The organism is Aequorivita sp. IT1183, assembly GCF_058068265.1.
Map to the genome: position 1 here is coordinate 155,743 of NZ_JBYRHS010000001.1, position 24,989 is coordinate 180,731.

The window sequence follows — 24,989 nt, forward strand, 5'->3', positions numbered from 1 at the left end:
ATAAGCTTCAGCATAAAATGAAAACATAAAGATTCACTCTGTGCAATTTTCTCAAAAGCTAAGTTGCCCCATTAAGTGTATTTAATCATTTATAGTTTCGAATAATAATCCCTTCAAAACCACGCCAATTCATTTAATACTTATTAAATTTGCACCCTTAATTTTTTTCAGAATATAATGTACAGAACGCACAACAACGGCCAGATTCGCTCGGCAGATATCAATAAAGAAGTAACCCTTTCCGGATGGGTGCAAAAAACTCGCGACAAAGGCTTTATGGTGTGGGTAGACCTTCGCGACCGCTATGGCATCACCCAACTTATTTTTGATGAAGAAAGAACTTCAAAAGAAGTGATTGAAAAAGCTTCAAAATTGGGCCGCGAATTTGTAATACAAGTAACAGGAACCGTTATTGAACGCGAATCTAAAAATCCAAACATGCCAACTGGCGATGTGGAAATCTTAGTTTCTGAATTAATTATTCTGAATGAATCTTTAACTCCACCTTTTACGATAGAAGATGAAACCGACGGTGGCGAAGATTTGCGAATGAAATATCGCTATTTAGATATCCGCAGAAAACCAGTGCGCGAAAACCTAATATTTCGTTCAAAGGTTGCAATGGCAGTTCGCAATTTTCTTTCAAAAGAAGGATTTATTGAAGTAGAAACCCCGTATTTAATAAAATCTACACCTGAAGGCGCGCGCGATTTCGTAGTTCCTTCCCGTATGAATGAAGGACAGTTTTACGCGCTTCCGCAGTCACCTCAAACCTTTAAGCAATTGCTAATGGTGGGAGGTTTAGATAAATATTTTCAAATAGTAAAATGTTTCCGCGATGAAGATTTGCGTGCAGACCGACAGCCAGAATTTACACAAATAGACTGCGAAATGGCCTTCGTGGAACAAGAAGATATCTTGAACGCTTTTGAAGGTTTGACCAAACATTTGCTGAAAGAAATTAACGACATAGAAATTTCCGAATTTCCACGAATGACTTACGACGATGCAATGTCGAAGTACGGAAACGACAAACCAGACATCCGTTTCGGAATGGAGTTTGGCGAGTTGAACGAAGTTGCTCAACATAAAGATTTTGGCGTTTTCAATCAAGCCGAATTGGTTGTGGGTATTGCTGTTCCCGGCGGAAATGCTTTAACCAGAAAAGAAATAGACAAATTAATAGACTGGATAAAACGCCCACAAGTGGGTGCTTTAGGAATGGTCTATTCACGTTGTAATGAAGACGGAACCTATAAATCTTCGGTAGATAAATTTTACGATCAAGAAGATTTGGCGAAGTGGGCAGAAGTAACTGGCGCAAAAACTGGCGATTTAATCTGCGTGCTTTCTGGAGCAAAAAATAAAGTAAGAGCCCAATTGAGTGCGTTGCGCATGCATTTGGCAGAACAACTCGGTTTACGTAAAAATGACGAATTTGCACCATTGTGGGTTGTAGATTTTCCACTTTTGGAATGGGACGAGGATACAAATCGTTACCACGCTATGCACCACCCCTTCACTTCTCCAAAACCTGGACAGCTTGAATTATTGGCTATAAAACCTGGTGAAGTAAAAGCAAATGCTTACGATTTGGTTTTAAATGGAAATGAAATTGGCGGCGGATCAATACGTATTCACGATAAAAAAACACAAGCTTTAATGTTTGATTATTTGGGCTTCACACCCGAAGAAGCAAAAGCGCAGTTTGGCTTTTTGATGGATGCTTTTCAATACGGCGCCCCACCCCACGGCGGAATTGCTTTCGGATTGGATAGATTAGTTGCCATTTTAGGTGGCCAAGAAACAATTCGTGACTTTATCGCCTTCCCAAAAAACAACTCGGGCCGCGATGTAATGATAGATGCTCCGGCACCAATAGACAAAAAACAATTGGATGAACTTCATCTAAAAGTTGAAATAAAATCTTAAAAAAAATCCTGCTTCTGCAGGATTTTTTGATAGCTTTAAAGATGCCAACACAAAAACGAAATTTATTTACCCGCTTCCTAATCTGGAGAATAAAGCACATTCCGCAAAAGCAGTTTGTTTTTATTCTGAGTATTGCCGTAGGGCTATTGGCAGGGATTGGAGCCGTGGTTTTAAAAAACCTTACCCACCTTATTCAACATCTACTACAGGGTAAACTTATTGTTCAGTACCAAACTGCTTTCTATTTTATATTTCCGCTTATTGGATTAACCTTGGCATTTTTAGCAATGCGTTATATTATTCGCAATAAAGTTAGTCACGGTATTCCTTCTACACTTTATGCAATTTCTAAAAGAAAAGGTTTTATGCGGCCCTTTCAGATGTTTGGAAGTCTTATTACAGCACCAATAACAGTAGGGTTTGGTGGCTCTGTAGGTCTTGAAGGACCAACCGTTGCTACGGGAGCAGCAATTAGCTCCAATCTTGCGCGTTTTTTCCATATGAATCAGCAAACCAGAACGCTATTGATTGGTTGTGCTGGCGCTGGCGCTATGTCGGCCATTTTTAAGGCACCCATTGCGGCAATTATTTTTGCAGTAGAAGTTTTTAGTTTAGACCTCACCTTGGTTTCAATGGTGCCACTTCTTTTGGCTTCGGTTTCGGCCATTACTACTTCCTACTTTTTTCTTGGAACAGATATTTTACTTCCTTTTGAAATCACTGAAAAATTTACAATTAAAGATATTCCTTTCTATATTTTGTTAGGACTAGTTGCATCGATGGTGTCTATTTATTACACTAAAATGTATTCCAATATTCAGGATTTTTTCGAAAAAATAGCTTCGCCAATTAAGCGTTTATTAATCGGCGGGATTGGTCTCGGTATTTTAGTTTACTTCATCCCTCCGCTTTATGGGGAAGGTTTTGATGTAATAAACAATCTTGTACAAGGAAATCCACAAGCTGCTTTAGAAAACAACTTTTTTAATTTAGATCTTACCAATATTTGGGTTGTTATATTGTTGTTGGCGGGGTTAGTAATTTTTAAAATTATAGCCAGCGCGCTCACATTTGGAGCAGGTGGCGTTGGTGGTATTTTTGCTCCAACCCTATTTATGGGAAGCATTATGGGGAACTGTTTTGCTAAAATTCTCAACAATATTGGCATACTAAATAATCCTGTTTCTGAAAGTAATTTCACACTTGTGGGAATGACTGGCTTAATGGCTGGAGTGTTGCATGCGCCATTAACAGCAATATTTTTAATTGCAGAAGTAACAGGTGGCTATGAACTTTTTATACCTTTAATGGTTACGGCGGCAATTTCATTTTCAATAACTAAATATTTTATTCCGCATTCCGTTTACACTATGGAGCTTGGCCGAAAAGGAGATCTTATTACACACGATAAAGACCACGCGGTATTAACTTTGATGGATATTGAAACCGTTATAGAGCGCGATTTTATAGCTATTTATCCTGAAATGACTCTTGGCGATATGGTACACAATGCTGTGGTAAAATCTAAAAGAAACCTTTTTCCGGTACTCGATAAAGAATCGAATACTTTAGAAGGTGTTATTTTATTGGACGACTTGCGCCCCGTTATGTTCGACCAAAGTTTATACGATGAAGTGCGAGCAAAAGAACTGATGCATAATCCACCAGAATTAATTGATTTGAAAAAGGATAAAATGACAGAGGTTATGAAAAAATTTCAAGACTCAGGCGCATGGAATTTACCAGTTATTTGTGAAGGAAAATATTATGGTTTCGTTTCAAAATCGAAACTGCTTACCGCCTATCGCCGAAAACTAATTGATTTTTCGAGTAAATAATTTTGAAAACAATACAAAAATGAAACTCTTCATCAACATACTTTTTATCGCAGTAGTTATTAGTCTTAGCGTTGGATTTTATATAAAAACAGACGACGAAGCGACTGGGAAATTAATTATTGGCCTAAGTTTAATGGTTGGCTTTTTTATATTGATGCCTTTATTTATCTATCATAGATGGAAAAACAGAGATGTGAAAGAATATATGCTTACCAAAGAAAATATTAAAAAAATGCAAGATTATCAGAAAGAAAAAAAGATTTAGACAAGCTGCTTGCTTATATTATTTAGATCTTTTCTCAGCAAAAAATCGCTTTAAAAGTTGAGATGCTTCTTCCGCCATTACTCCGCCCGTCATCACCGTTTTAGGATGTAATTTTGTTTCTAAATTAATACATCCTCGCTGTTCATCTCTTGCGCCATAAACTATTTTTGAAATCTGACTCCAGAATAATGCTCCCGCGCACATTTGGCAGGGCTCAATAGTTACATAGAGTGTGCAATCGATTAAATACTTTCCACCCAAATAATTTGCTGCAGCGGTAATTGCTTGCATTTCTGCGTGGGCTGTAACATCGTTCAATGTTTCAGTTAGATTGTGCGCACGTGCAATTATTTGATTGTTTATAACGATTACCGCACCAATGGGTATTTCGTCTTTTTCATTGGCCGCTTCAGCTTCTTGCAAGGCGCGTTTCATAAAATAAGTGTCGTCGTAGGGGGCAATTATGTTCAATGTTTCAGGTTTCAGGTTTTGCCCGATTGTATTCGGGGTTCATTTCAAAATATATCGTATTAAAACGAAATTACAAATAAACGAATTCTCTTAATAACAATTTCGCAATAACCGTATCTTTACACCGTGCCAGAAAACATCTTAAATACCATCAATTTCCCCAAAGATCTGCGGAAAATTTCAAAGAAAAAATTGCCGCAATTGGCGAAAGAACTGCGTGAATTTATAATTAATATTATCGCCGCGAAAGAAGGTCATTTGGGCGCTAGCCTTGGCGTGGTAGAACTTACCATCGCACTTCATTACGTATTTAATACGCCAGATGATATTTTGGTTTGGGACGTTGGTCACCAAGCATACGGACATAAAATATTAACGGGTAGAAAAGAGATTTTTCACACCAACCGACAATTGGGCGGGATTAGTGGATTCCCAAAACGCGAAGAAAGTGAATTTGACACTTTTGGCGTTGGGCACAGTAGCACTGCTATTTCTGCAGCACTCGGAATGGCAATCGCTTCAAAATTAAAAGGTGAAACTGAAAAACAGCACATTGCAATTGTTGGCGATGCCTCTATCGCCAGCGGAATGGCTTTTGAAGCTTTAAACCACGCAGGCGTTACAGATACCAATATTTTGATTATTCTAAACGATAACGCTATCGGCATCGACCCAAGCGTGGGAGCGTTAAAGGAATATTTCACTAAGGTGAAACAAAATGGCGCAAAGGATGCAGATAATATTTTTGAGGCATTAAACTTCAATTATTCTGGACCCATAGATGGCCATAATTTGGATTTGGTAATTTCTAAATTGGAGCGATTGAAAGGGGTTTCAGGTCCAAAAGTACTTCATGTAATTACAACAAAAGGAAAGGGTTTACGGCAGGCAGAAGAAAACCAAGTGGTTTATCATGCGCCCGGTAAATTTGATGCGCTTACTGGCGATCTTGCCCCAAAGACTAATAATGTTCAGCCACCAAAATTTCAAGACGTCTTCGGAAAAACGTTGGTGGAACTTGCTTCAAAAAACGAAAAAATTATAGGCATTACCCCTGCAATGCCTACGGGAAGCTCTTTAAAATTTATGATGGATGCATACCCCGATCGCGCTTTTGATGTTGGTATCGCGGAACAGCACGCAGTTACCTTTGCTGCGGGTTTAGCCACACAGGGATTTAATGTTTTTTGTAATATTTACTCCACATTTCTTCAACGTGCGTACGATCAAGTTATACACGATGTTTGCTTGCAAAAATTACCTGTGATTTTCTGTTTAGACAGAGCCGGAATTGTAGGTGAAGATGGACCTACACACCACGGTATTTTCGATTTAGCATATTTAAATTGTATCCCCAACCTCATCATTTTTGCTCCTCGCAACGAAATTGAATTGCGAAACATACTATTTACTGCACAAGAGGGATTGCAGTTGCCAATATTTATAAGGTATCCACGCGGAAGAGGAACGATTTTAGATTGGCAAAAACCTTTTAATAAAATTGAAATAGGCAAAGCCGAAATACTTCGGGACGGTAGCGAAATTGCAATATTAACTATTGGAAGCATGGCAAATAATGCGCTGGCTGCAATAGAAATGCTACCCACGCTCCAACAAGATAAAGTTGGACTTGTTGACGTGCGCTTTTTAAAACCGTTGGATAAAAGCTTGCTGCACGAAATTTTCACGAAATATAAAACTGTTATTACAGTTGAAGACGGTACTATAATAGGTGGCCTGGGTACTTCGGTTGTAACTTTTGCTTCAACTTATAAATATAATAACCCAATACAAATTTTGGGTATTCCAGACGTATTCCCAGAACACGGAACTGTTGAAGAATTACAACAACTTTCGGGCATTTCTTCAGAAAAAATAAATCAGACACTTCAAAATTTATTATAAAAAAAAGAGGCTCTTTCGAGCCTCTTTTCAAATTCAAAATATAATAATTATTAGTTGATAATCAACTTGGTTGTTTGTGAACGATCAGCGCTTTCGATCTGCATCAAGTAAATACCTGAAGTAAGACCGGATGCATTGATAGTTGCAGACTGGTGAAGTTCTATATTTTGGTTGAATACCTTTCTTCCGTTAATATCAAAAATAGAGATGGTAGCTTCTCCTACATCTACGCGAGACATAATGCTAAGCTGACCATTTGAAGGATTTGGATAAACAATAAAATTATTTTGAATACTTCCATTGTCATTCACACCTAATTGGCATTCCAGTGGCACATCAAAAGCTTCCGTACCATCAGATCTACTATTGGAACTTCCTTGAATTGCCGAAAATCCTAACCCTCTTCTTGCAAAAGCACGCCAGATTATACATCTGTTTGCGCCTGCATTGGCTAATAAGTCTGCTTCAATTATAGCATTCCTTCCATCTACAAAACCTGGACTACAAGGCTGAATTTTCAATCCATCTGTCACCAATTGCAAAGCAATATTATTACCGCCACTACCATTGTATATGTCGGCATCAAAACCGTGCTCGTCTATTAGATCCCAGGTCATTTCCCACAACATGGCCGCCCATACTGAGCCAACACCGTGTGGGACAGCTTCAGATTTTATATCGTCATAGGTATGAGGGTTTACACCAAAATTAGTGCTGTAAGGATACGTTCTGATTCCGTTCGGCGCGCCAGAAGCATAAGCTCCAACTGGTCTAACGGTTGAGCCTTGGTCTCCGGGGTAAATGGTCATTACCATACCAAAATAATCACTCCAACCTTCTCCCATTTGCTCCTCATTTTGCAAACAACCTACATTAAAGCGTCCACCCGTAAGTCTGTTTGAGATTCCGTGGCCATACTCGTGTAGCACAATTTCCGTATCCAGGTCACCGTCCTTATTGGACGGAACATTTGTTCCATTGATGGTTCCATTTACAGAGCCTCCTAGAAGTTCAGCAATAATTGGGTTACCATCCACATCAGATATTGCAAATGCAGGAATAGTAACTTGGCAACCAACAACGCCGGCTCCCATAAGAGGTGGTGCACCGGCCACATTGTTCACTATAATTGCAGCAATGGCTCCGTTGTTTTGGGCGGCCAAAACTTTAAATCCGAATTCACATTCGCCCCTACGTATCACAACAATTTTACCGTTTAAGGCACCGCCATTGGTTATATTATCGCAACCGTCATTTGGATCCGTGGATGGGCCTGAATTGTCATCTTGTATCAAGGCCAAATCTCCTGTTAAATTTAAAGGGATACCACCGCCAAAACCTGCCGGAACACCGCTATAAACGCCTGCCAATGGGCCACCGTTTATTGAGAAAATATCAGAGATAGGGCCTCCTGCGCCTCCCGTCCAAATGTACATTTGCATTCTCGGATTGCTTCCGTCTGGTGGGGTTCCAAAATTTGCATTGTTGGTTCCGCCGCCATCTTGTCCTTCTGCATTTACAGAATCGCCTTCGGAGCCGCCATTGCCGTAATTATTTTCCTGAAAATTTCCGCTGGCCTCATCAAAACCATATTGATACATCACGTCGTGCACAATATTATTCAAATAGAACAAATTTGTGGTGGCAGCATCCCTAAAATCGGCTGGGGATTGTGGTAAATTGAAAGGAAAATCAAAATGTAAAGAAGCACCTCCATCTGGCGAAGGACCCGAATCTGTATTACACAGGTCTAAATAGGCATAGGTGTTATTCCCTCTTGTTATTGTAAATTCTGCACCTGCCGCACCATTGGTATCGTGCCATCCATAAGGGGATGCTGTTGCGTCTTGGGGATCTATTTCCAATGTATCTGGACCATCATCAGGGCTTCTGAGCGGCAATGCAAAAACTCTATATTGAGCATTGGCAAGATTGGTTTCTACAACCTTGACGCTATTTTCAAATAAAACACTTTCGCCCTTATTTGAAAAATGGTTGTGCTTTGCGTTAAAGTCTGGCAATTCGCACTGCGAAACCCAATCCATGGTTTCTAATAGTTCGCCAGTAAGGGCGTCTATACGGACGTTGTAATAATGGTCTGCGCTCAACAAATAGATGCTCAGGTCCCAAGCCAATTTTAAGCTGTTGGTAGCTTCCATTTTCTGAAATACCAATTGTACAGGAATGTTTTCCAAAGAAATATTTCCTTTTGAAAATACATAGGAATGATCTATTCCCGTTTCAAGCAAAGTTAGGTTGGTAGGAGCTCCTAGCCCAAGAATTCCTGCTGCTTTTACTATTGCCATATTAGGAGTTAATACCGAGGAAGTGGCATTCACTTTAGAAGCAATATTTTGAACAAAAGAAACTTTCGCCATTGAAACGGCACCATCCTTTATAACAAAAGGCGAAGTGGAATTGAATACCTTAATGCCTTGATAACGTTGTTCCACATAAACAGTATTTGCTTTTAGGCTTTTGGAAAAACTCTGTGATGCAATGTTAACGTCGGCAATATCCTGAGGTTGCAACGCAAATTGTGATCGGTTGTTCTGCAGGTACGTATTTACCGCAGATGAATAATCTTGCGCAAAGGAAAAATTGAACGCAAGAAAAATAAGAAAGTAGAAAAGTTTTTTCATATGAATTAGTTTAAATTAAAAATTAAGGAATAGGTTGTTGAAATTTTCACTTCTAAAATTATCATAATAACATGGCTTTACAATCTGAAAATCACTATTTAACATTCCTGAGAGTAAGATTTTATTGATTCTTCTTTAATTTCTAAAAATCTTGAGCACATTTCCTAAAGTCAATCGGGAATTGTCATTACAAAGAAATAGACCATACGCGTAAATTTATTTGTTTTTGGCAAACTCAACATCAAATAATATATGTGAAAATTTGTAAAACTGCGAGTGCATCTACTTATGCCAATCTATTCTGAGAAGTTGTTAAGCAATATGGGGCAATAATAACCCGATAAATATTTTTGGAATCCCAGCTATTTTCTCCGAGCAAAGCAATGTTGTAGAATTACAACAACTTTTGGGCATTTACTAAGAAAAATAAAGCAGACGCTTCAAGATTTATTATAAAAAAAAGAGGCTCTTTCGAGCCTCTTTTCATATTCAAAATATAATAATTCTTAGTTGATAATCAACTTGGTTGTTTGCGAACGATTGGCACTTTCAATTTGCATTAAGTAAATACCCGTGTTAAGTCCACTTGCATTTACATTAGCAGTTGTGTGTATTTCAAGTTGCTGAGTAAATACTTTTCTACCATTCATATCGAAGATAGAAACAGTTGCATCACCTACATCTAAGCGAGATTTTATAGTAATTTCTCCATTAGAAGGGTTTGGATAAACAAGGAAATTATTTTCTAAGTTTCCGTTATCAGCAGTACCTAATAAACATTCTACTGGAACATCAAAAGCTTCTGTACCATCAGATCTGCTATTTGAACTTCCTTGAATTGCGCTTAAGCCAAGTCCTCTTTTAGCGAATGCTCTCCAAATAAGACATTTGTTTGCACCACCATTTGCTATTAAATCTGCTTGAATAATGGCATCGCGACCATTAACAAAACCAGGACTACAAGGTTGTAATTTCATTCCGTCAAGTACAAGTTGCATAGAAATGTTATTTCCACCAGTTCCATTGTAAAGATCTGGATCAAAACCGTACTCGTCAATTAAATCCCAAGTTAAATCCCATAACATTGTAGCCCATACTGAACCAACTCCGTGTGGTACTGATTGTGATTTAATATCGTTATAAGTAAAATCATTTACCGCGAAATCTGAGCTATAAGCTTTAGCTCTTAATCCTAAACCTGATATTCCTTGGCCTATTGCATAAGTTCCAGTTCCACGTGCGTCATCTCTAGTATCGCCAGCTTTTATGGTCAATATAAATCCTAAGTAATCACTCCATCCTTCGCCCATTTGCTCTTGATTTTGTAAACATCCGGATTGTGCTGGACCACCAGTTAAACGGTTTGAAACACCATGACCATATTCATGTGCAATAATAACGTTATCTAAATCGCCATCGCGCTGAAAGTTATCAGTTCCCGATCCATCATCTACTAAAGTAGCATTAATAGTATCTCCGTTAAGAAGTGAAGTTATAAGCGCTTCTCCGTCTGATTTATAAATCATAATAGCAGGAATTGTAATCTGCGCACCATTTCCACCCATAGCGGTTGGATCTGTAGGCGTATCATTTACTACAATTACGGCTACTGCACCTTCGTTTTGTGCGTTAAGTACTTTTACAGTAAAATTACAAGTTCCTCTTCTCACTACTGCAATTTTCCCAGTAATATTCGCTCCATTTGTAATAGCATCACAACCGTCATTAGTATCTGTAGAAGGGCCTGCATTGTCATCTTCTACCACAACAAGATCTGCAGTGATTGGTGTATTTGTAAGTGGTGGCGCAAATGTAGAATCCATAGCGTAATACTGACCAGAAAGCGGGCCAGTGTTAACTGTTAAATATGTTCCTAAAACAGTCCCTGGAGCGCTCCATAGATACATTTGCATTCTTGGTTTTCCACCATCAGGAGGTGTGGAGAAGTTTGCATTATTCGAGCCACTACCATCTTGGGCATCTGCTAATACAAAATCGTTTTCTGAACCAAGGTTTGTGTAATTTTTTGATTGAAAGTTACCACTAACCTCATCAAAACCGTACTGATACATTACATCGTGCATCATATTGTTCATATAGAACAAATTGGTAATTGCTCCATCTCTAAATGCTGCTGGAGCTCGAGGCAAGTCGAAAGGAAAATCGAACGTAAGGGTTGGACCACCTTCTGCGGTATCACCAGCACCATTATTTCCATTTGCATCTTCCATAGCTAATACATTATTACCGCGTGTATGCGTATATTCTTCGCCTACAACGCCATCAGTATCGTGCCATCCAAAAGGAGATGCAACAGCATTTGATGGGTCTGGCACTAATTGATCTGGGCCATTATTTGGTCCTATTAATGGTAATGGGAATACTCGGTAAGCGGCAACAGCAGTCGTCATTGACATGCTAGGCTCACTAGTAGTACCGAACAAAACGCTATTAGAAGTAGCATGTGAATGTGCCTCTTCGCCAAAATTACAGCTAACTACCCAATCCATTGTATCTAATAATTCACCAGTCAGAGCATCTATACGAACACTGTAGTAATGTGATGCATCTAAAGGATAAATACTAAGGTCCCAAGCTAGTTTTAAAGCTTCTGTTCCTTCCATTTTTTGATAAACCAATGCTACAGGAATATTTTCTAATGAAATATTTCCGTTAGAGAAAACATAACTATAATCTGAAGTAGTTTCTACTAAATTTAAGTTTGAAGGACCCTGCAAACCAAGTGAAGTTGCAGCTTTTCCTATTGCACTTAATGCAGAGATTGAAGGTGTGGTACTATTTATTTTAGCAGAAACATTTTCTGTAAATGAAAGTTTTGCACTATAAACTGCTCCATCTTTAATAACAAAAGGAGAAGTAGAATTAAAAACCTTAATACCTTGGTAACGTTGTTCTACATATACATTGTGAACCTGCATATTTTTTGAAAAACTCTGCGAGCTTATGGATACATCTGAAATGTCTTGTGGTTGCAGCGAATACTGCGATCGATTTTGTTGAAGGTACGTTTTTACCACATTACTGTAATCCTGCGCATAGGATGCATTAACAGCAAAAATGATAAGTAAGTAGAGAACTTTTTTCATAAGCTTTAAGTTAAGTTTTTAGGTGAATTTAATTTTAGATACGAGATATCTAAAGGATTTTGTTAAAATTTCCTCAAAAAAGGAATGATAAAAATATCATAAATTGACAATATAACAGTCTAAACCTCAATTTTTAACATTTAACTTCAACATAATTTGCGGATTATTACATTCCTCCTTTAATCTTTTGAAAAATCTGTAGGGCATTTCCGTCTGTTAATCGTGAAATGTAATTACAACATTCCATTAAATAATTATAAACTGACGGCGACTTTTCAAGTTCAAAATCGATAGTTCGTAATAAAAGTTTATCGTAGTGACGTGCCTTACCATTATGCTGATTTTCAAATGCAGTAGTGAATGTATCCAGCAATGTGGTTAAAATTTTATATCCAGCAATTTCTTTCTCAGAAACTTCTGTGCTTTGATACACCTTTTCAATACTAATTTTTATGATGTCGGCAATTTGCACTTTGTACTCACTTTTATCCAACAATGCTTCTGAAAATGTTCCCTTTAGAATTTCCTCTTCGTTCGCAATAAAAATTGTTGCTGCTTCGGCAATTAACGTATTTATTGCTAATGACCGTAAATAAGCCAATCTATCCTGCGATGTTTTTAATGCTGAATACACATCTGTTTTTAAGGTGTTTCGCACTAAATTGATTAAATATTCCAGCGCCATTTCTTCTTCAATCAAACCTAGATTGATGCCATCTTCAAAATCAATAATAGTATAACATATATCATCTGCCGCCTCCACAAGATATGTTAGTGGGTGGCGAGAATAGCCATCATTACCTCTACTTATAAGACCTAATTCTGAAACTACTTCATTAAAAAATTCAGTATCACTTTGAAAAACGCCAAATTTTTTATCGGCAACATGTGTTGTAGGTTTTTGTGGAAGTGATTGTTTTGGATATTTCATAAACGCACCCAAAGTGGCGTAGGTTAGTCGAAGCCCGCCTTCAACCCCATTTTTAGATTCCGTCAAAATTTTAAAACCGTTGGCATTTCCTTCAAAAGCTACCAAATCCTGATATTCCTTTTCGGTTAGCAGCTCTTTGAATCGCTTCCCATTTCCGTTTAAAAAATAATCGCCGATTGCTTTTTCGCCGCTGTGTCCGAATGGCGGATTACCAATGTCGTGTGCCAAAGCAGCCGCAGCCACAATTGCACCAAAATCGTTAAACTGATACCCGTGCACATTCTGTAATTGTGGATGTTTTTTCAGAATTGCTTTTCCTACCGTTCTTCCCAAAGAGCGCCCAACAACGGAAACTTCCAAACTATGTGTTAATCGCGTGTGTACAAAAGAGGTTTTAGACAAGGGAATAACTTGTGTTTTGTCTTGCAAGCTGCGGAAAGCCGAAGAGAAAATAACGCGGTCATAATCTACTTCAAAACCCAAGCGGGTTTCGTTTTCTTCAATCCGTAGTCTTTTGTTTTTATCTCCGTGCTTTCGTAGCGAGAGCAACTGTTCCCATTGCATCATAATTATAAAGTTTTGAAGGCAAGATACTATTTTCAAAAAGCAATGCAAGCATATTTTTTTGGTTTCCGCTTAACCTTTAGCTAACCCTAAAATGACCAATTGGTAACAGCCAATTAACACCTTCTTTACACAAGCACGGTTTCTTTGCACCAATAAATCAATCGACAAAAATGAAAACAATAATTAAACTTTTAATCTTCCTTTTTACCGCTACGAGCTTTGCTCAAGAAAATGGTTCTATAGCAGGTAAACTGACAGATACTGATTACAATAACGAACCGCTGCCTTTTGCAAACGTATTTATTAAAGGTACTACTATAGGTGTAACCTCAGATTTTGACGGCCTATATGCAATTGAAAATATAAAGCCAGGAAACTACACAGTGGTTTTTAGCTTCGTGGGTTATGAAACTGTTGAAATTCCAAACATAACAGTAACCGCTAACAAAATTACAAATATAAACGTGCCAATGAGCGCGAGTGCGGCAGCTCTGGACGAGGTGGTAATTAAAACCACAATTAGAAGAGAAAGCGAAGTAGCTTTATTATTAGAACAGAAAAAAGCAATCGCTATAAAAGAAAGTATTGGCGCCGAACAATTATCGCAACTTGGTGTTTCTGATGCTGCGGGGGCAACAACTAAAATTTCCGGAGTTTCGAAAACAGACGGCAGTGGGGCTATTTTTGTACGTGGACTGGGTGATAGATATCTATTCACTACTTTAAACGGACTCCCTATTCCGTCAGACAATATTGAAAGGAAAAATATTAATCTGAATCTTTTCCCAACGCGACTCATTCAAAGCATTGACGTAAGTAAAACCACATCGCCAAATATTTCTGCAGATCAGGCTTCGGGAAATATTGACATCAACACAAAAGAACTTTCGGGCAGCAATCTACTTTCAGCAAGTGCAAGCACTTCTATTAACACTAATGTAATGAGCAACGGTGTTTTTAACAACTTTAAAGTTTCACCAAATTATAACGATGTATCCTTCGGGTTTTACCAAAAAAGTATTCCAACTAATCGCGCCATTACAGCACAAAGTTGGAGTCCAGAAGTTGTAGATTTTCCTATAAATAGATCTTTTTCTTTAAGTGCTGGAACACGAATTGGCAACAAGTTGAGTGTTCTTTTTACCGCTGGTCAGTCTGAAGAATTTGAATACAAAGAAGGTGCTTTTAAACAATACCGCTCCAACTTTCTCGACGATGTAATTCCTGATGCAATTACTTGGAATAAAGAAGTAGCAACTTCTGGCTTGTTTCATATTAGATTTAGAGCAGATGACAACAACGATTTTAAATTCAACACTTTACTAATAAACAAAATTGAAGATGAAGTGTTTGAAGGCGGACGTTCTGGGGAAGCCATTATTTTTGAAGAAACTGATCCCGCAGAAGATTTATCGCAATTTATACGCGACCAAAACTTAAAGAAAACTTTGCTTTCTGTAACCCAACTTAGCGGGGAGCATAAAATTGGTGAAAGAAACGAATTAGATTGGGCGGCTGGTTACAACTATTTAAGTGCAGATGAGCCAAACCGTATTCGCAACGAAGTTAACTTTAATGACGAAACCGTTCAACTTGGTCGTACGGGTGGATTTCAGCAACGAAAAAGTATTCAGAAAATTAAAGACACAGAATACAATGGCCGTTTAAACGATTTAATAAAAATTATTAACGAAGAAGAAAATCTTTTTCACATAAACATTGGCGGAACGTTCCGTAACAAAACCCGTGATTTCGGTTCGCAATTTTTTGGAGCTGAAGAAACCGTAACCAATGCCATTAATCCTAATTCCATTGATGAAATTTCAGATATTTTCACCGAGGAAAATTTCAATAACGGCTTATTAAAAAGAAATACACTATCTCCAGATTTTTACACCGGCGAGTTACAATCTACAGCTGGTTATACAAATGTTACTGGAGTTAGCGGAAAAATAACCGTACAAGCTGGATTAAGATTTCAGAGAGATGAAATTGATGTAAACTGGGATGTAAACAATTTCGCTGGAAGAATAGGAAGCGTCAACAAAGATTACCGCAGGGTATTTCCTTCTTTCAATGTAAAATATGCGCTTAACGAAAAGAACAGCATTCGTTTTGCAAATAGCTACACTACTACCCTTCCCGAATTTAAAGAAATTGCACCTTTTGAATATGTTTCTACAGTGGGTCAGGTTACTCGTGGTAATCCAGATATTGAAGCCTCTCTAAATAGAAACTTCGATTTAAAGTGGGAATTCTTCCCTACAAATGATCAATTGCTATCGCTTACAGGTTTCTACAAAGTAATTGAAGACCCAATCAACAAAGTTCAGGATAGAGGTTCAGCAGGTGTATTTTCTTACTTCAATGCTGGTAACGAAGCCGAAGTTTACGGATTAGAAGTTGAAGGTCGCTTAAATCTAATTTCGGGCGATGATAGACCTAATTTAAAACTAAATGTAAATGCTTCTAGAATGTGGCATAAACAGGATTTAAAAGAGGTTTTTGACAACGATGGAAACTTTGTAAGAACTTTTAGATACAAAGGCTTAACTGAAACAGATCTACAAGGAGCATCGAACTGGATTGTAAATGGTTCCTTAAATTTTAATACAAATACCGAAAATCCTTTTGAAGCTACCATCTCCGGAAATTATGCTTCAGATAGAATTTATGCATTGGGAGCTCCAGAATTTCAATCCTCGGGAGATATTAACTACAACGACGCTATTATTGAAAAAGGCTTTGTTTCGTTGGATTTAATTCTAAGTAAAAAGATAACCGAAAATTTTAAAATAGGTATTTCAGGAAAAAACATTTTAAATCCTGAAATAAAAAGAACTCAATTAATTAAACCCAGTACCACAAATGTTGAAACGGAAGAAACTGTTCTTTCATACACGCGGGGTGCGCAATTAGGCTTAAACCTTAATTATACTTTTTAAACACAAAATGTCTAACTTCAATTAACAATTAAAATGAAAAACTTTAAAAAATTTGCATTATCAATTGCAGTAGTAAGCACGCTATTCCTTACGGGTTGTAGTAGCAATGATGATTTTACATCAGGTGAAGAGGAACCTGTAGAAAACACACAACTTACAGGTTCATTGGAATCTGATCGAATTTTAGATTCGTCTGTTCAATACTCCGTTACCGGACCTTACCTTGTAAAATCTGGCGCTAAACTTACTATCCCTGCTGGGACAGTAATTGTTTCACAAGACGGAACAGATAAATACATTGCCATTGAGCAAGGTGGAAAAATCGATATTCAAGGTACTTCTTCAAGTCCTGTTGTAATGCGTTCGGCAAGTAATAACCCTGGCGATTGGGGTGGATTATTACTTTGCGGGAAAGCAAAAACTACTGAAGGCACAAATGTAATTGCTGAAGTAGGTGGTCTAATTTATGGAGGTAACGACGACTTGGACAACTCTGGTAGTATTCAATATTTAATAATTAAAAATGCCGGGGCTCAAATTAATACGGAGTCTCAATACAATGGACTTACGCTTTATTCAGTAGGCTCAGGAACTCAGATTTCAAACGTTGCGGTTATTGATGGCGCAGATGATGGTGTTGAGTTTTTTGGTGGAACAGTTTCTGCTTCAAACCTATATTTTGAAAACAACGAAGACGATTCTGTAGATTGGACTGAAGGTTGGAATGGTACAATTACAAACACTTATGTAAGTCATTCAAAGGCTTTTTCAACTGCAATAGAAGCAGATGGCGATAACAACAATCCGAAAATTGTAAACTTCACGGCAGTATCTACTGTGGGTGGAACGGCGCTTCAATTCAAAAAACAATCTGGAGCAACTATTACTGGGCTTTCTCTTTTAGGGTACACAACTAGAATTGATATGAAAGACAACGGTCCGTTGGCAAATGTGATTATTGAAGGTGAGGCTGCAAATCCAGCAAATGGTTATGATCGTCCTGCAACGGTAGCTTTATCTTTATTTGCTTGGGCAACTGAAAACATTTCAGACACTGCGGTACTTCCTAGCGCCATTACTGGCACGACAGAATTAAACCCATCACTTGTTTATCTACTTCAAGGTACAACGCTCGTAAAATCTGGTGGAAAATTAATTATCTCTGCAGGAACTATAATTATTTCAGAAACAGGTACAGACAAATACATTGCGGTAGAGCAAGGTGGAAAAATAGAAATTAATGGAACCAACGAAAACCCAGTTGTAATGAAATCTGCAGGTGGAAATCCGGGAGATTGGGGTGGACTTTTACTTTGTGGTGAAGGTATAACTACGGAAGGTGTTGATGCTATTGCAGAAGTTGGCGGCCTAATTTACGGCGGAACAAACAATAACGACAATTCTGGAAGCATAGATTATCTTGTAATTCGTGGCGCAGGCGCACAGATTAATTCTGAATCGCAATACAACGGGCTTACACTTTATTCAGTTGGTGCTGGAACTTCAATTAAAAACGTAGCAGTTATTGATGGTGCTGACGATGGAATTGAATTTTTCGGCGGAGCTGTTTCTGCATCAAATTTATATTTCGAAAATAATGAAGACGATTCAGTAGATTGGACAGAAGGCTGGAATGGAACAATTACTAACACTTATATTCTTAATAATGGTTCAAGTTTCTCTACAGCTTTAGAAGGTGATGGCGATAACAACAATCCTTCTTTCGTAAACTTAACGGCTATTAACACTAGCAGCCCAGGGAGCGGAATTGCCCTTCAATTTAAAAAACAATCTGGAGGTACGTTTACCAATATATTACTTTCTGATTACGGTACCCGTGTAGATATGAAAGACAATGGGCCAGTACAGAATATTATTGTTAATGGTACTCCTTTAACATCTGCACAAGACGATGTTTTTAACGGTACCCCAGTAGATATTTCAGAGTGGAATTGGATTAGCAAGTAAATAAAATTTTTAATTCTACGACTAAAAAAAGAGCCTCTTTAATTTAAGAGGCTCTTTAATTTTGAAATAGTTTTAGAATTACGGATTGTTTGAAACAATGTTTGTATCAGTCATTTTCCAAGTTTCTACTTTGGCAATTCTCGAATCGCGGTAAGAAACTTCACGTTTAGTATCTCCTTGGTAAAAAACCCAAGTACCTACCTTTTCACCGTTCTTATATTGCGCAATAGCAGTTTTGTTGCCATATAGATCATAACTTATCCATTCTCCAGTAAGTTTGTTGTCTTCGGTGTAATAACCTGTTTGGGCTACGGCTCCATTATCGTGATATAAAGTGGCTTCAATAATATCTCCGTTTAAGATATAGGTATTCTTCTTAATTTCTTGTGCTACAACTATTGTAGTCAATAAAAGGAGTGCTAGGGTAGATAGTATATTTTTCATTTGTGTAGTTTTTAATAATGCAGGATATTCAAATTTACAAAATTAACGCTTACGAAACCTTTTGGTAACCTTATGATAACATTAAACTTACAACAAGTTAATTTTGTGGTTGTTACGTTTGTAATAATTAACACTAATTAATAACTTAATGATTTAGTAAATCTAAATTCACACAAAATGAACATTTGATTATTTTCTTTGCATCTGTCTTATGTAAGGCAAATTTTAAAATCGTTTAGTTTTTGTCGACTAGATTTTAATCGGGCTGTTCCAATTTGGGCAGCCCTTTTTTTTGCCTATTGAAATGCCTAATCAAGCTATTAATGATAATATTTAGGAAACATTCAGTTAACATTAAATTAAGTTATTTGCAGTGACAAAAACTAAAATTGATTTAAATGAAACTTAAAATATTTACAGCTTTATTGCTGATTCTATCCATTAATGCCTTTTCACAAGAAATAGAAGGCCCGAAATTTGGAAAGGGAATTCTAAACATAGTAGGAAAAGACAGCACTTGGGCAATGAACTTTGCGGCTAGGATGCAATTTCTCTCCACAACCTCTTGGGATTACGATGGAGACCAATACGGAAAAGCCGAATCAAATTTCTTAGTGCGAAGAGCGCGTTTAAAATTTTCCGGTTTCGCATACAGCCCAAAACTTAAATACAAACTTGAATTAGGACTTTCAAACCGAGATCTTGCTGGAGCTTCAGAGTTTACCAGTAATTCCCCTAACTATATACTAGATGCAGTTGTAATGTGGAATTTCTACGAAAACTTTGAACTTTGGGTGGGTCAGACTAAATTACCAGGAAACAGAGAACGGGTAGTTTCATCTGCCAATATGCAATTTGTAGATCGTTCGTTGTTAAATAGCAGATTCAATATAGACCGAGATTTAGGACTTCAGCTAAGGCACCAAACCGATTTTTCGGATAGCTTTGTAATGCGCGAAATGATAGCAGTATCGCAAGGTGAGGGCAGAAACGTTACCACAGGCAACCTTGGTGGTCATCAATACACTGGCCGACTTGAAATTTTACCCTTTGGAAATTTTAGCAATAAAGGCGATTACGTTGGAGGCGATCTACAGAGAGAGCCTAGTCCAAAACTTGCCTTGGGCGCTACCTACGATTTTAATCAGAATGCGGTTAAAAACCGAAGCAATCAAGGATCTTATATGGTAAACGATGCCGGTTTTTACGAAACCAATATCTCTACCCTATTTGTAGATGCCATGTTTAAATACAGTGGTTTTTCACTAATGGCAGAATATAGCAACCGTGATGCAGAAGATGCCTTAGCCAAAAATGCCGATGGAAGTTTAACTGGAGATGTAGTTCAGGTGGGCAATGGTTTAAACCTTCAAGCAGGTTATTTATTTAAAACAAATTGGGAAGTTGCTGGTCGATACACTACAATAGATTTAGATCAAAATATAACTGGTAAAGATGTAGAAAACCAGTACACGCTGGGTGTTTCCAAATACATTGTTGGCCATAAACTAAAGGTACAATCTGATATTAGCTACACCTCCATTGGCGGCGAAAATGACAACTTGATGTACCGTCTTCAACTGGATGTTCATTTTTAAAATTTCATAATTAAAACTCAAAACTAGTACGGTAATAATTGCAATTTGTTCATCTGCAATTAATATTCAGATAACATAGATAACGGTTCTTTGTAGTGCAAAAACTAAACATAATAGAAATGAAAAAAGCAATTACAATCCTCGCACTGGTTTTTATAATAGCAGCTTGCGGTGATAAAAAAGATCAAAACGCAACTTCAGAAAATGATTCTGAAAACTTAGAAGGAACCATTAAAGTAGACGGTTCTAGTACTGTTTTCCCAATTACTGAAGCAGTTGCAGAAGAATTTAGAAGTATTCAACCAAATGTAAAAGTTACTATTGGAGTTTCTGGAACAGGCGGTGGATTTCAGAAATTCTCAAGAGGAGAAACCAATATCTCCAATGCCTCCCGCCCAATTAAGGATAAAGAAATTGAAGCCAGTGTAGCAAACAATATTAAGTATATACAGCTTGAAGTAGCTTACGACGGACTTGCAGTTTTGGTAAACCCAGAAAATGATTGGGTAGATAGTTTTACCGTTGAGGAGCTAAAGAAAATTTGGGAGCCAGCGGCTCAAGGCACAATAATGAAATGGAACCAGATTCGTCCGGAATGGCCCAATGAAGAAATTCATTTATACGGACCCGGAATTGCTTCTGGAACTTATGACTACTTTACTGAAGCCGTTGTTGGCAAAAGCGGTTCGAGCCGCGGAGATTACACTGCCAGCGAAGACGACCACGTTTTAGTTCAAGGTATTATAGGAGATAAATTCTCTTTAGGATTTTTCGGATTAGCTTATTATGCCGAAAATCAAGACAAGTTGAAATTGATTGGTGTAAACAATGGAACCGAAGTTGTAAAACCAACTTTAGAAACTGTTAGCAACGGAACTTACGCGCCACTATCCAGACCATTATTTATTTATGTGAATAGCACTTCGGTAAAATCTCCAGAAGTAATAGCATTTGTACACTACTATCTTGAAAACGCTGGAGAATTAGCTACAGATGTGGGTTACATTCCGCTTCCATCAGAACTGTATGCAAAACAGAAGAAAGATTTCCAAGCCTTTGTTGAAAGTAACAAATAAACAAAGTTGGATTGGGAAAATTCGGGTGTCCATCCGGACACCCGATTTCCTTAAAAAATTTTACTGATGCAAAAAATAAAAGAACTAGTCATTGAAAGAGCGCTTTTGGCGAGTTCGTTGATTACCATCGCGGTTACCATCGGAATTGTACTGGTATTATCCATCGAAGCATTTCAGTTTTTTAGTGAAGTTTCCATTTTCGATTTTTTCACAGATACGCAATGGACTCCGCTATTTACCGAAAAACACTTTGGAATTCTCCCGCTTTTAACGGGAACCATGCTAACTTCGTTTATCGCAATTGCGGTAGCGCTTCCAATTGGACTCACCATAAGCATCTACTTAAGTGAATACGCTCCGCGTTCTTTCAGAAAAATAATAAAACCCATATTAGAACTTCTGGCATCAATCCCGACAGTGGTTTACGGATTTTTCGCATTGATTGTTGTAACTCCTTTTTTACAGCAATTCATTCCAAGTCTTTCAGGTTTTAACTCGCTTTCCGCAGGTATTGTAATGGGTATTATGATTATTCCATACATTTCTTCAATAAGCGAAGATGCGCTGCACGCTGTGCCGCGTTCATTGCGAGAAGCTTCGTTCGGAATGGGTGCCACAAAACTTCAAACCGCTTTTAAAGTAATTGTACCCGCCGCCTCTTCGGGGATTATTGTCTCTATTATATTGGCAATTTCTCGGGCTATAGGCGAAACAATGATTGTAGCAATAGCCGCAGGACAACAACCTCGGTTCACTTTAGATCCTACCGTTCCCGTAGAAACCATTACAGCATATATTGTGCAAGTAAGTTTGGGCGATGTGCAGCACGGGTCCTTGGAATATCGCACAATTTTCGCTGCGGGTATCACCCTTTTCGTTTTCACCTTTTTACTTAATACTATCAGCTACAGAATCCGTAAAAAATACCAAGAAAAATATGAATAACATCCGCAAAAACAGGTTGAAAGACCAGATGTTTAAATTCTGGGGAATCTTTTGTACGCTCATAGGTTTGGTGTTGCTTGTAATTTTTATTGGCGATATATTAATTGATGGACTTTCCAGAATTAACTGGGATTTCATCACGAATCTACCTTCTCGAAAACCTGAAAATTCAGGAATTTACACCGCTTTAATGGGAAGTATTTGGATATTACTTCTCACTACAATCATTGCATTTCCTATTGGTGTAGCCGCTGGTATTTATTTGGAAGAATATTCAAAAAAGAACAGGCTTTCGGGATTATTAGAAATAAACATATCAAACCTAGCCGGTGTTCCCTCAATTATTTACGGGCTTTTGGGACTTGAAGTGTTTGTTAGATTAATGGGTCTTGGCGCCAGCGTTTTAGCAGGAAGTTTAACATTGTCTCTGCTAATACTTCCTATTGTAATTGTTGCAACTAGGGAAGCGATTAAAGCAGTTCCTTCTTCAATAAAAGATGCTTCAAATGCTATGGGAGCATCCAAATGGCAAACCATTTGGCATCAAATTTTACCAGCATCGGGTGGCGGAATTTTAACAGGGGTAATTCTTGCCCTTTCACGAGCAGTGGGCGAAACAGCGCCTTTAATTGTAGTTGGCGCTTTGGCATACGTGCCCTTTGCTCCTCAAAATCCAATGGACGAATTTTCAGTAATGCCTATTCAAATATTTAATTGGATATCTCGACCACAAGCAGGTTTTATTGAAAATGCAGCGGCTGCAATTATTATCCTGCTCGCTATAACTTTTGTAATGAATGGAATCGCTGTGTATTTCAGAAATAAATGGCAGAAAAAATGGAAATAACTATGGAACCTTCTATAATGAAAATTAATACATTAGATAGAATAATTGACCCATCCCTAAAAAAAGTACCTAAAATAGACATTCAAAATGTGAAGGTATGGTACGACGATTTTATGGCTATTAAAGGAATTGACATGACCATAAAACAAAATACCGTTACAGCATTTATTGGACCTTCAGGCTGCGGAAAATCAACTTTTTTACGGATGATAAACCGAATGAACGACTATGTGGATGGATATAAAATGGAAGGAAAAATAAAGATAGACGGCGATAATATTTACAAGAAAAGAGTAAATGTTGAAGAGCTTCGAAAAAAAGTAGGGATGGTATTTCAAAAACCAAATCCATTTCCCAAATCCATTTTTGATAATGTTGCTTATGGACTAAAAATCCAAGGTATAAAAGACAAAGATTTTATTGCTGAAAAAGTGGAATCCTCTCTAAAACAAGTTGCTTTATGGGAAGAAGTTAAGGATGATTTAAAAAAATCTGGAATGGCATTATCTGGAGGGCAGCAACAACGTCTCTGTATTGCCCGCACTTTGGCAGTAGAACCATCCATTATTTTGATGGACGAGCCAACTTCGGCACTCGATCCAATTTCAACTGCAAAAATTGAAGATTTAATTTTTGAACTGAAAGAAAAATATACCATTGTAATTGTTACTCACAATATGCAACAGGCAAGTAGAATAAGCGATTATACTGCCTTTTTCTATATTGGAGAACTTATTGAATTCGACAAAACAAAAAAAATCTTCACAAACCCAGAAAAAACACAAACCGAAAATTACATAACCGGTCGTTTTGGTTAAAAAATAAAATTATGGTTGTAAACGCAGAACAACAAAGAGAAGTATTGAATCAGTATGGTTTAGAAATGCTTACACTTTGCCAATCTCAGTTGGAAAAAGCAAAAAATGCTTTTGTGAATCACGACGGCGATTTGGCAGAAGAAGTAATAAATACTGAAAAACGTGTAAATGCGCTGGATTTAAAAATAGAGAAAGATTGCGAAAAATTCTTGGCGCTCTACACCCCCGTTGCCATCGATTTGCGCTTTGTTATGGCAATACGCAAAATCAATTTCGATCTGGAAAGAATAGCAGACCATGCAGAGGGCATTTCTCAATATGTGGTAGAAGAGAACAAACCCATTGAAGCAGCACTATTAGATGCTTTAAAGTTTGAAACAATGTACGAAACGGTAAACTCCATGTTCGAACTTATTACTACAGCTTACGAGGACAAAGACGTGAAAACCGCTCGAAAAGTATTTAAAATGGACAAAGTGCTTGATAAAATAAACCGTAAGTCCTTTAAGCTCATTGAAGCCGAAATAAGAAACAATATCGAAATAACTGGTCAGGCGTTAATACTTTTCTCCGTGATAAAAAAGATGGAACGGGTGGGCGATTTATTAAAAAACGTAGCCGAAGAAATCATCTTTTTCATAGAAGCAGAAGTAGTAAAACATAAAAAGAAAAAATAAATGCTCGGCCTTA

Annotated in this window: 17 protein-coding genes; 12 read left to right on the forward strand and 5 right to left on the reverse strand. The window is 37.6% G+C overall.

The window, feature by feature from the left end; translation table 11 throughout:
* The first annotated feature begins 177 nt into the window (after positions 1–177).
* The 3 genes from aspS to AC3RVF_RS00640 are packed head-to-tail and all read left to right on the forward strand — an operon-like array spanning position 178 to position 4,035.
* Positions 178–1,932 (forward strand): aspartate--tRNA ligase, encoded by a 1,755-nt coding sequence (gene aspS, locus AC3RVF_RS00630; RefSeq protein ID WP_489692516.1) that lies wholly within the window; start codon positions 178–180, stop codon positions 1,930–1,932.
* Positions 1,933–1,973: 41 nt separating this feature from the next.
* Complete coding sequence (locus AC3RVF_RS00635; RefSeq protein ID WP_489692517.1) at positions 1,974–3,770, forward strand: chloride channel protein; 1,797 nt, start codon at positions 1,974–1,976, stop codon at positions 3,768–3,770.
* A 19-nt stretch (positions 3,771–3,789) separates the two neighbouring features.
* A complete protein-coding gene (locus AC3RVF_RS00640; RefSeq protein ID WP_489692518.1) occupies positions 3,790–4,035 on the forward strand; it encodes a hypothetical protein in 246 nt (81 codons plus the stop codon).
* An 18-nt stretch (positions 4,036–4,053) separates the two neighbouring features.
* Here the strand turns inward: AC3RVF_RS00640 and AC3RVF_RS00645 are convergent, their stop codons facing one another.
* Positions 4,054–4,500, reverse strand: a complete 447-nt coding sequence (locus tag AC3RVF_RS00645; RefSeq protein ID WP_489692692.1) for a nucleoside deaminase — start codon at positions 4,498–4,500, stop codon at positions 4,054–4,056.
* Between the two features lie 132 nt (positions 4,501–4,632).
* Between AC3RVF_RS00645 and AC3RVF_RS00650 the strand changes: the two genes are divergently transcribed.
* The gene (locus AC3RVF_RS00650; RefSeq protein WP_489692519.1) at positions 4,633–6,411 is read left to right on the forward strand and encodes a 1-deoxy-D-xylulose-5-phosphate synthase; all 1,779 of its coding nucleotides are present in this window, start codon (positions 4,633–4,635) and stop codon (positions 6,409–6,411) included.
* A 50-nt stretch (positions 6,412–6,461) separates the two neighbouring features.
* On the opposite strand, the gene AC3RVF_RS00655 is transcribed toward AC3RVF_RS00650, so the two are convergent.
* From AC3RVF_RS00655 to AC3RVF_RS00665, 3 genes are all read right to left on the reverse strand, one after another.
* On the reverse strand, positions 6,462–9,053 hold the full coding sequence (locus AC3RVF_RS00655; RefSeq protein WP_489690574.1) for a T9SS-dependent M36 family metallopeptidase: 2,592 nt from the start codon (positions 9,051–9,053) through the stop codon (positions 6,462–6,464).
* A gap of 506 nt (positions 9,054–9,559) precedes the next feature.
* Positions 9,560–12,160: a T9SS-dependent M36 family metallopeptidase gene (locus tag AC3RVF_RS00660; protein WP_489692520.1), complete on the reverse strand. Its 2,601-nt coding sequence runs from the start codon at positions 12,158–12,160 to the stop codon at positions 9,560–9,562.
* 166 nt (positions 12,161–12,326) lie between these two features.
* Positions 12,327–13,655, reverse strand: coding sequence for a deoxyguanosinetriphosphate triphosphohydrolase (locus AC3RVF_RS00665; protein WP_489690711.1), 1,329 nt, complete (start codon positions 13,653–13,655; stop codon positions 12,327–12,329).
* Between the two features lie 173 nt (positions 13,656–13,828).
* On the opposite strand from AC3RVF_RS00665, the gene AC3RVF_RS00670 reads away from it, so the two are divergent.
* Together AC3RVF_RS00670 and AC3RVF_RS00675 are read left to right on the forward strand one after the other, a co-directional pair.
* Complete coding sequence (locus AC3RVF_RS00670) at positions 13,829–16,603, forward strand: TonB-dependent receptor (protein ID WP_489692521.1); 2,775 nt, start codon at positions 13,829–13,831, stop codon at positions 16,601–16,603.
* 33 nt (positions 16,604–16,636) lie between these two features.
* A complete protein-coding gene (locus AC3RVF_RS00675) occupies positions 16,637–18,571 on the forward strand; it encodes a hypothetical protein (RefSeq protein ID WP_489692522.1) in 1,935 nt (644 codons plus the stop codon).
* Between the two features lie 78 nt (positions 18,572–18,649).
* On the opposite strand, the gene AC3RVF_RS00680 is transcribed toward AC3RVF_RS00675, so the two are convergent.
* The gene (locus tag AC3RVF_RS00680; RefSeq protein ID WP_489690570.1) at positions 18,650–19,015 is read right to left on the reverse strand and encodes a toxin-antitoxin system YwqK family antitoxin; all 366 of its coding nucleotides are present in this window, start codon (positions 19,013–19,015) and stop codon (positions 18,650–18,652) included.
* 398 nt (positions 19,016–19,413) lie between these two features.
* Here AC3RVF_RS00680 and AC3RVF_RS00685 point away from each other — a divergent pair, with 398 nt between their 5' ends.
* The 6 genes from AC3RVF_RS00685 (at position 19,414) to phoU (ending at position 24,976) form a co-directional block, all read left to right on the forward strand.
* Complete coding sequence (locus tag AC3RVF_RS00685) at positions 19,414–20,613, forward strand: porin (protein WP_489692523.1); 1,200 nt, start codon at positions 19,414–19,416, stop codon at positions 20,611–20,613.
* A gap of 119 nt (positions 20,614–20,732) precedes the next feature.
* Positions 20,733–21,689: a PstS family phosphate ABC transporter substrate-binding protein gene (locus AC3RVF_RS00690; protein ID WP_489692524.1), complete on the forward strand. Its 957-nt coding sequence runs from the start codon at positions 20,733–20,735 to the stop codon at positions 21,687–21,689.
* A 66-nt stretch (positions 21,690–21,755) separates the two neighbouring features.
* Entirely contained in the window at positions 21,756–22,634 is an 879-nt protein-coding gene (pstC, locus tag AC3RVF_RS00695) for a phosphate ABC transporter permease subunit PstC (protein WP_489690567.1), read from the forward strand.
* A complete protein-coding gene (gene pstA, locus AC3RVF_RS00700) occupies positions 22,627–23,481 on the forward strand; it encodes a phosphate ABC transporter permease PstA (RefSeq protein WP_489690566.1) in 855 nt (284 codons plus the stop codon). Before pstC ends, pstA begins: the two co-directional genes overlap by 8 nt.
* Positions 23,482–23,498: 17 nt before the next feature.
* Positions 23,499–24,299: a phosphate ABC transporter ATP-binding protein PstB gene (gene pstB, locus AC3RVF_RS00705; RefSeq protein ID WP_489690710.1), complete on the forward strand. Its 801-nt coding sequence runs from the start codon at positions 23,499–23,501 to the stop codon at positions 24,297–24,299.
* Positions 24,300–24,310: 11 nt separating this feature from the next.
* The gene (gene phoU, locus AC3RVF_RS00710) at positions 24,311–24,976 is read left to right on the forward strand and encodes a phosphate signaling complex protein PhoU (protein WP_489692525.1); all 666 of its coding nucleotides are present in this window, start codon (positions 24,311–24,313) and stop codon (positions 24,974–24,976) included.
* The last annotated feature ends 13 nt before the right edge of the window (positions 24,977–24,989 follow it).

What these genes read in the sequence shown, in the direction of transcription:
- AC3RVF_RS00670 (WP_489692521.1), top strand. Translation starts at nt 13,829, where the DNA reads ATGAAAACAATAATTAAACTTTTAATCTTCCTTTTTACCGCTACGAGC.
- AC3RVF_RS00690 (WP_489692524.1), top strand. Translation starts at nt 20,733, where the DNA reads ATGAAAAAAGCAATTACAATCCTCGCACTGGTTTTTATAATAGCAGCT.
- AC3RVF_RS00635 (WP_489692517.1), top strand. Translation starts at nt 1,974, where the DNA reads ATGCCAACACAAAAACGAAATTTATTTACCCGCTTCCTAATCTGGAGA.
- aspS (WP_489692516.1), top strand. Translation starts at nt 178, where the DNA reads ATGTACAGAACGCACAACAACGGCCAGATTCGCTCGGCAGATATCAAT.
- AC3RVF_RS00680 (WP_489690570.1), bottom strand. Translation starts at nt 19,015, where the DNA reads ATGAAAAATATACTATCTACCCTAGCACTCCTTTTATTGACTACAATA.
- pstA (WP_489690566.1), top strand. Translation starts at nt 22,627, where the DNA reads ATGAATAACATCCGCAAAAACAGGTTGAAAGACCAGATGTTTAAATTC.
- AC3RVF_RS00640 (WP_489692518.1), top strand. Translation starts at nt 3,790, where the DNA reads ATGAAACTCTTCATCAACATACTTTTTATCGCAGTAGTTATTAGTCTT.
- pstC (WP_489690567.1), top strand. Translation starts at nt 21,756, where the DNA reads ATGCAAAAAATAAAAGAACTAGTCATTGAAAGAGCGCTTTTGGCGAGT.
- AC3RVF_RS00675 (WP_489692522.1), top strand. Translation starts at nt 16,637, where the DNA reads ATGAAAAACTTTAAAAAATTTGCATTATCAATTGCAGTAGTAAGCACG.
- AC3RVF_RS00655 (WP_489690574.1), bottom strand. Translation starts at nt 9,053, where the DNA reads ATGAAAAAACTTTTCTACTTTCTTATTTTTCTTGCGTTCAATTTTTCC.
- pstB (WP_489690710.1), top strand. Translation starts at nt 23,499, where the DNA reads ATGAAAATTAATACATTAGATAGAATAATTGACCCATCCCTAAAAAAA.
- AC3RVF_RS00660 (WP_489692520.1), bottom strand. Translation starts at nt 12,160, where the DNA reads ATGAAAAAAGTTCTCTACTTACTTATCATTTTTGCTGTTAATGCATCC.
- AC3RVF_RS00665 (WP_489690711.1), bottom strand. Translation starts at nt 13,655, where the DNA reads ATGCAATGGGAACAGTTGCTCTCGCTACGAAAGCACGGAGATAAAAAC.
- AC3RVF_RS00685 (WP_489692523.1), top strand. Translation starts at nt 19,414, where the DNA reads ATGAAACTTAAAATATTTACAGCTTTATTGCTGATTCTATCCATTAAT.
- phoU (WP_489692525.1), top strand. Translation starts at nt 24,311, where the DNA reads ATGGTTGTAAACGCAGAACAACAAAGAGAAGTATTGAATCAGTATGGT.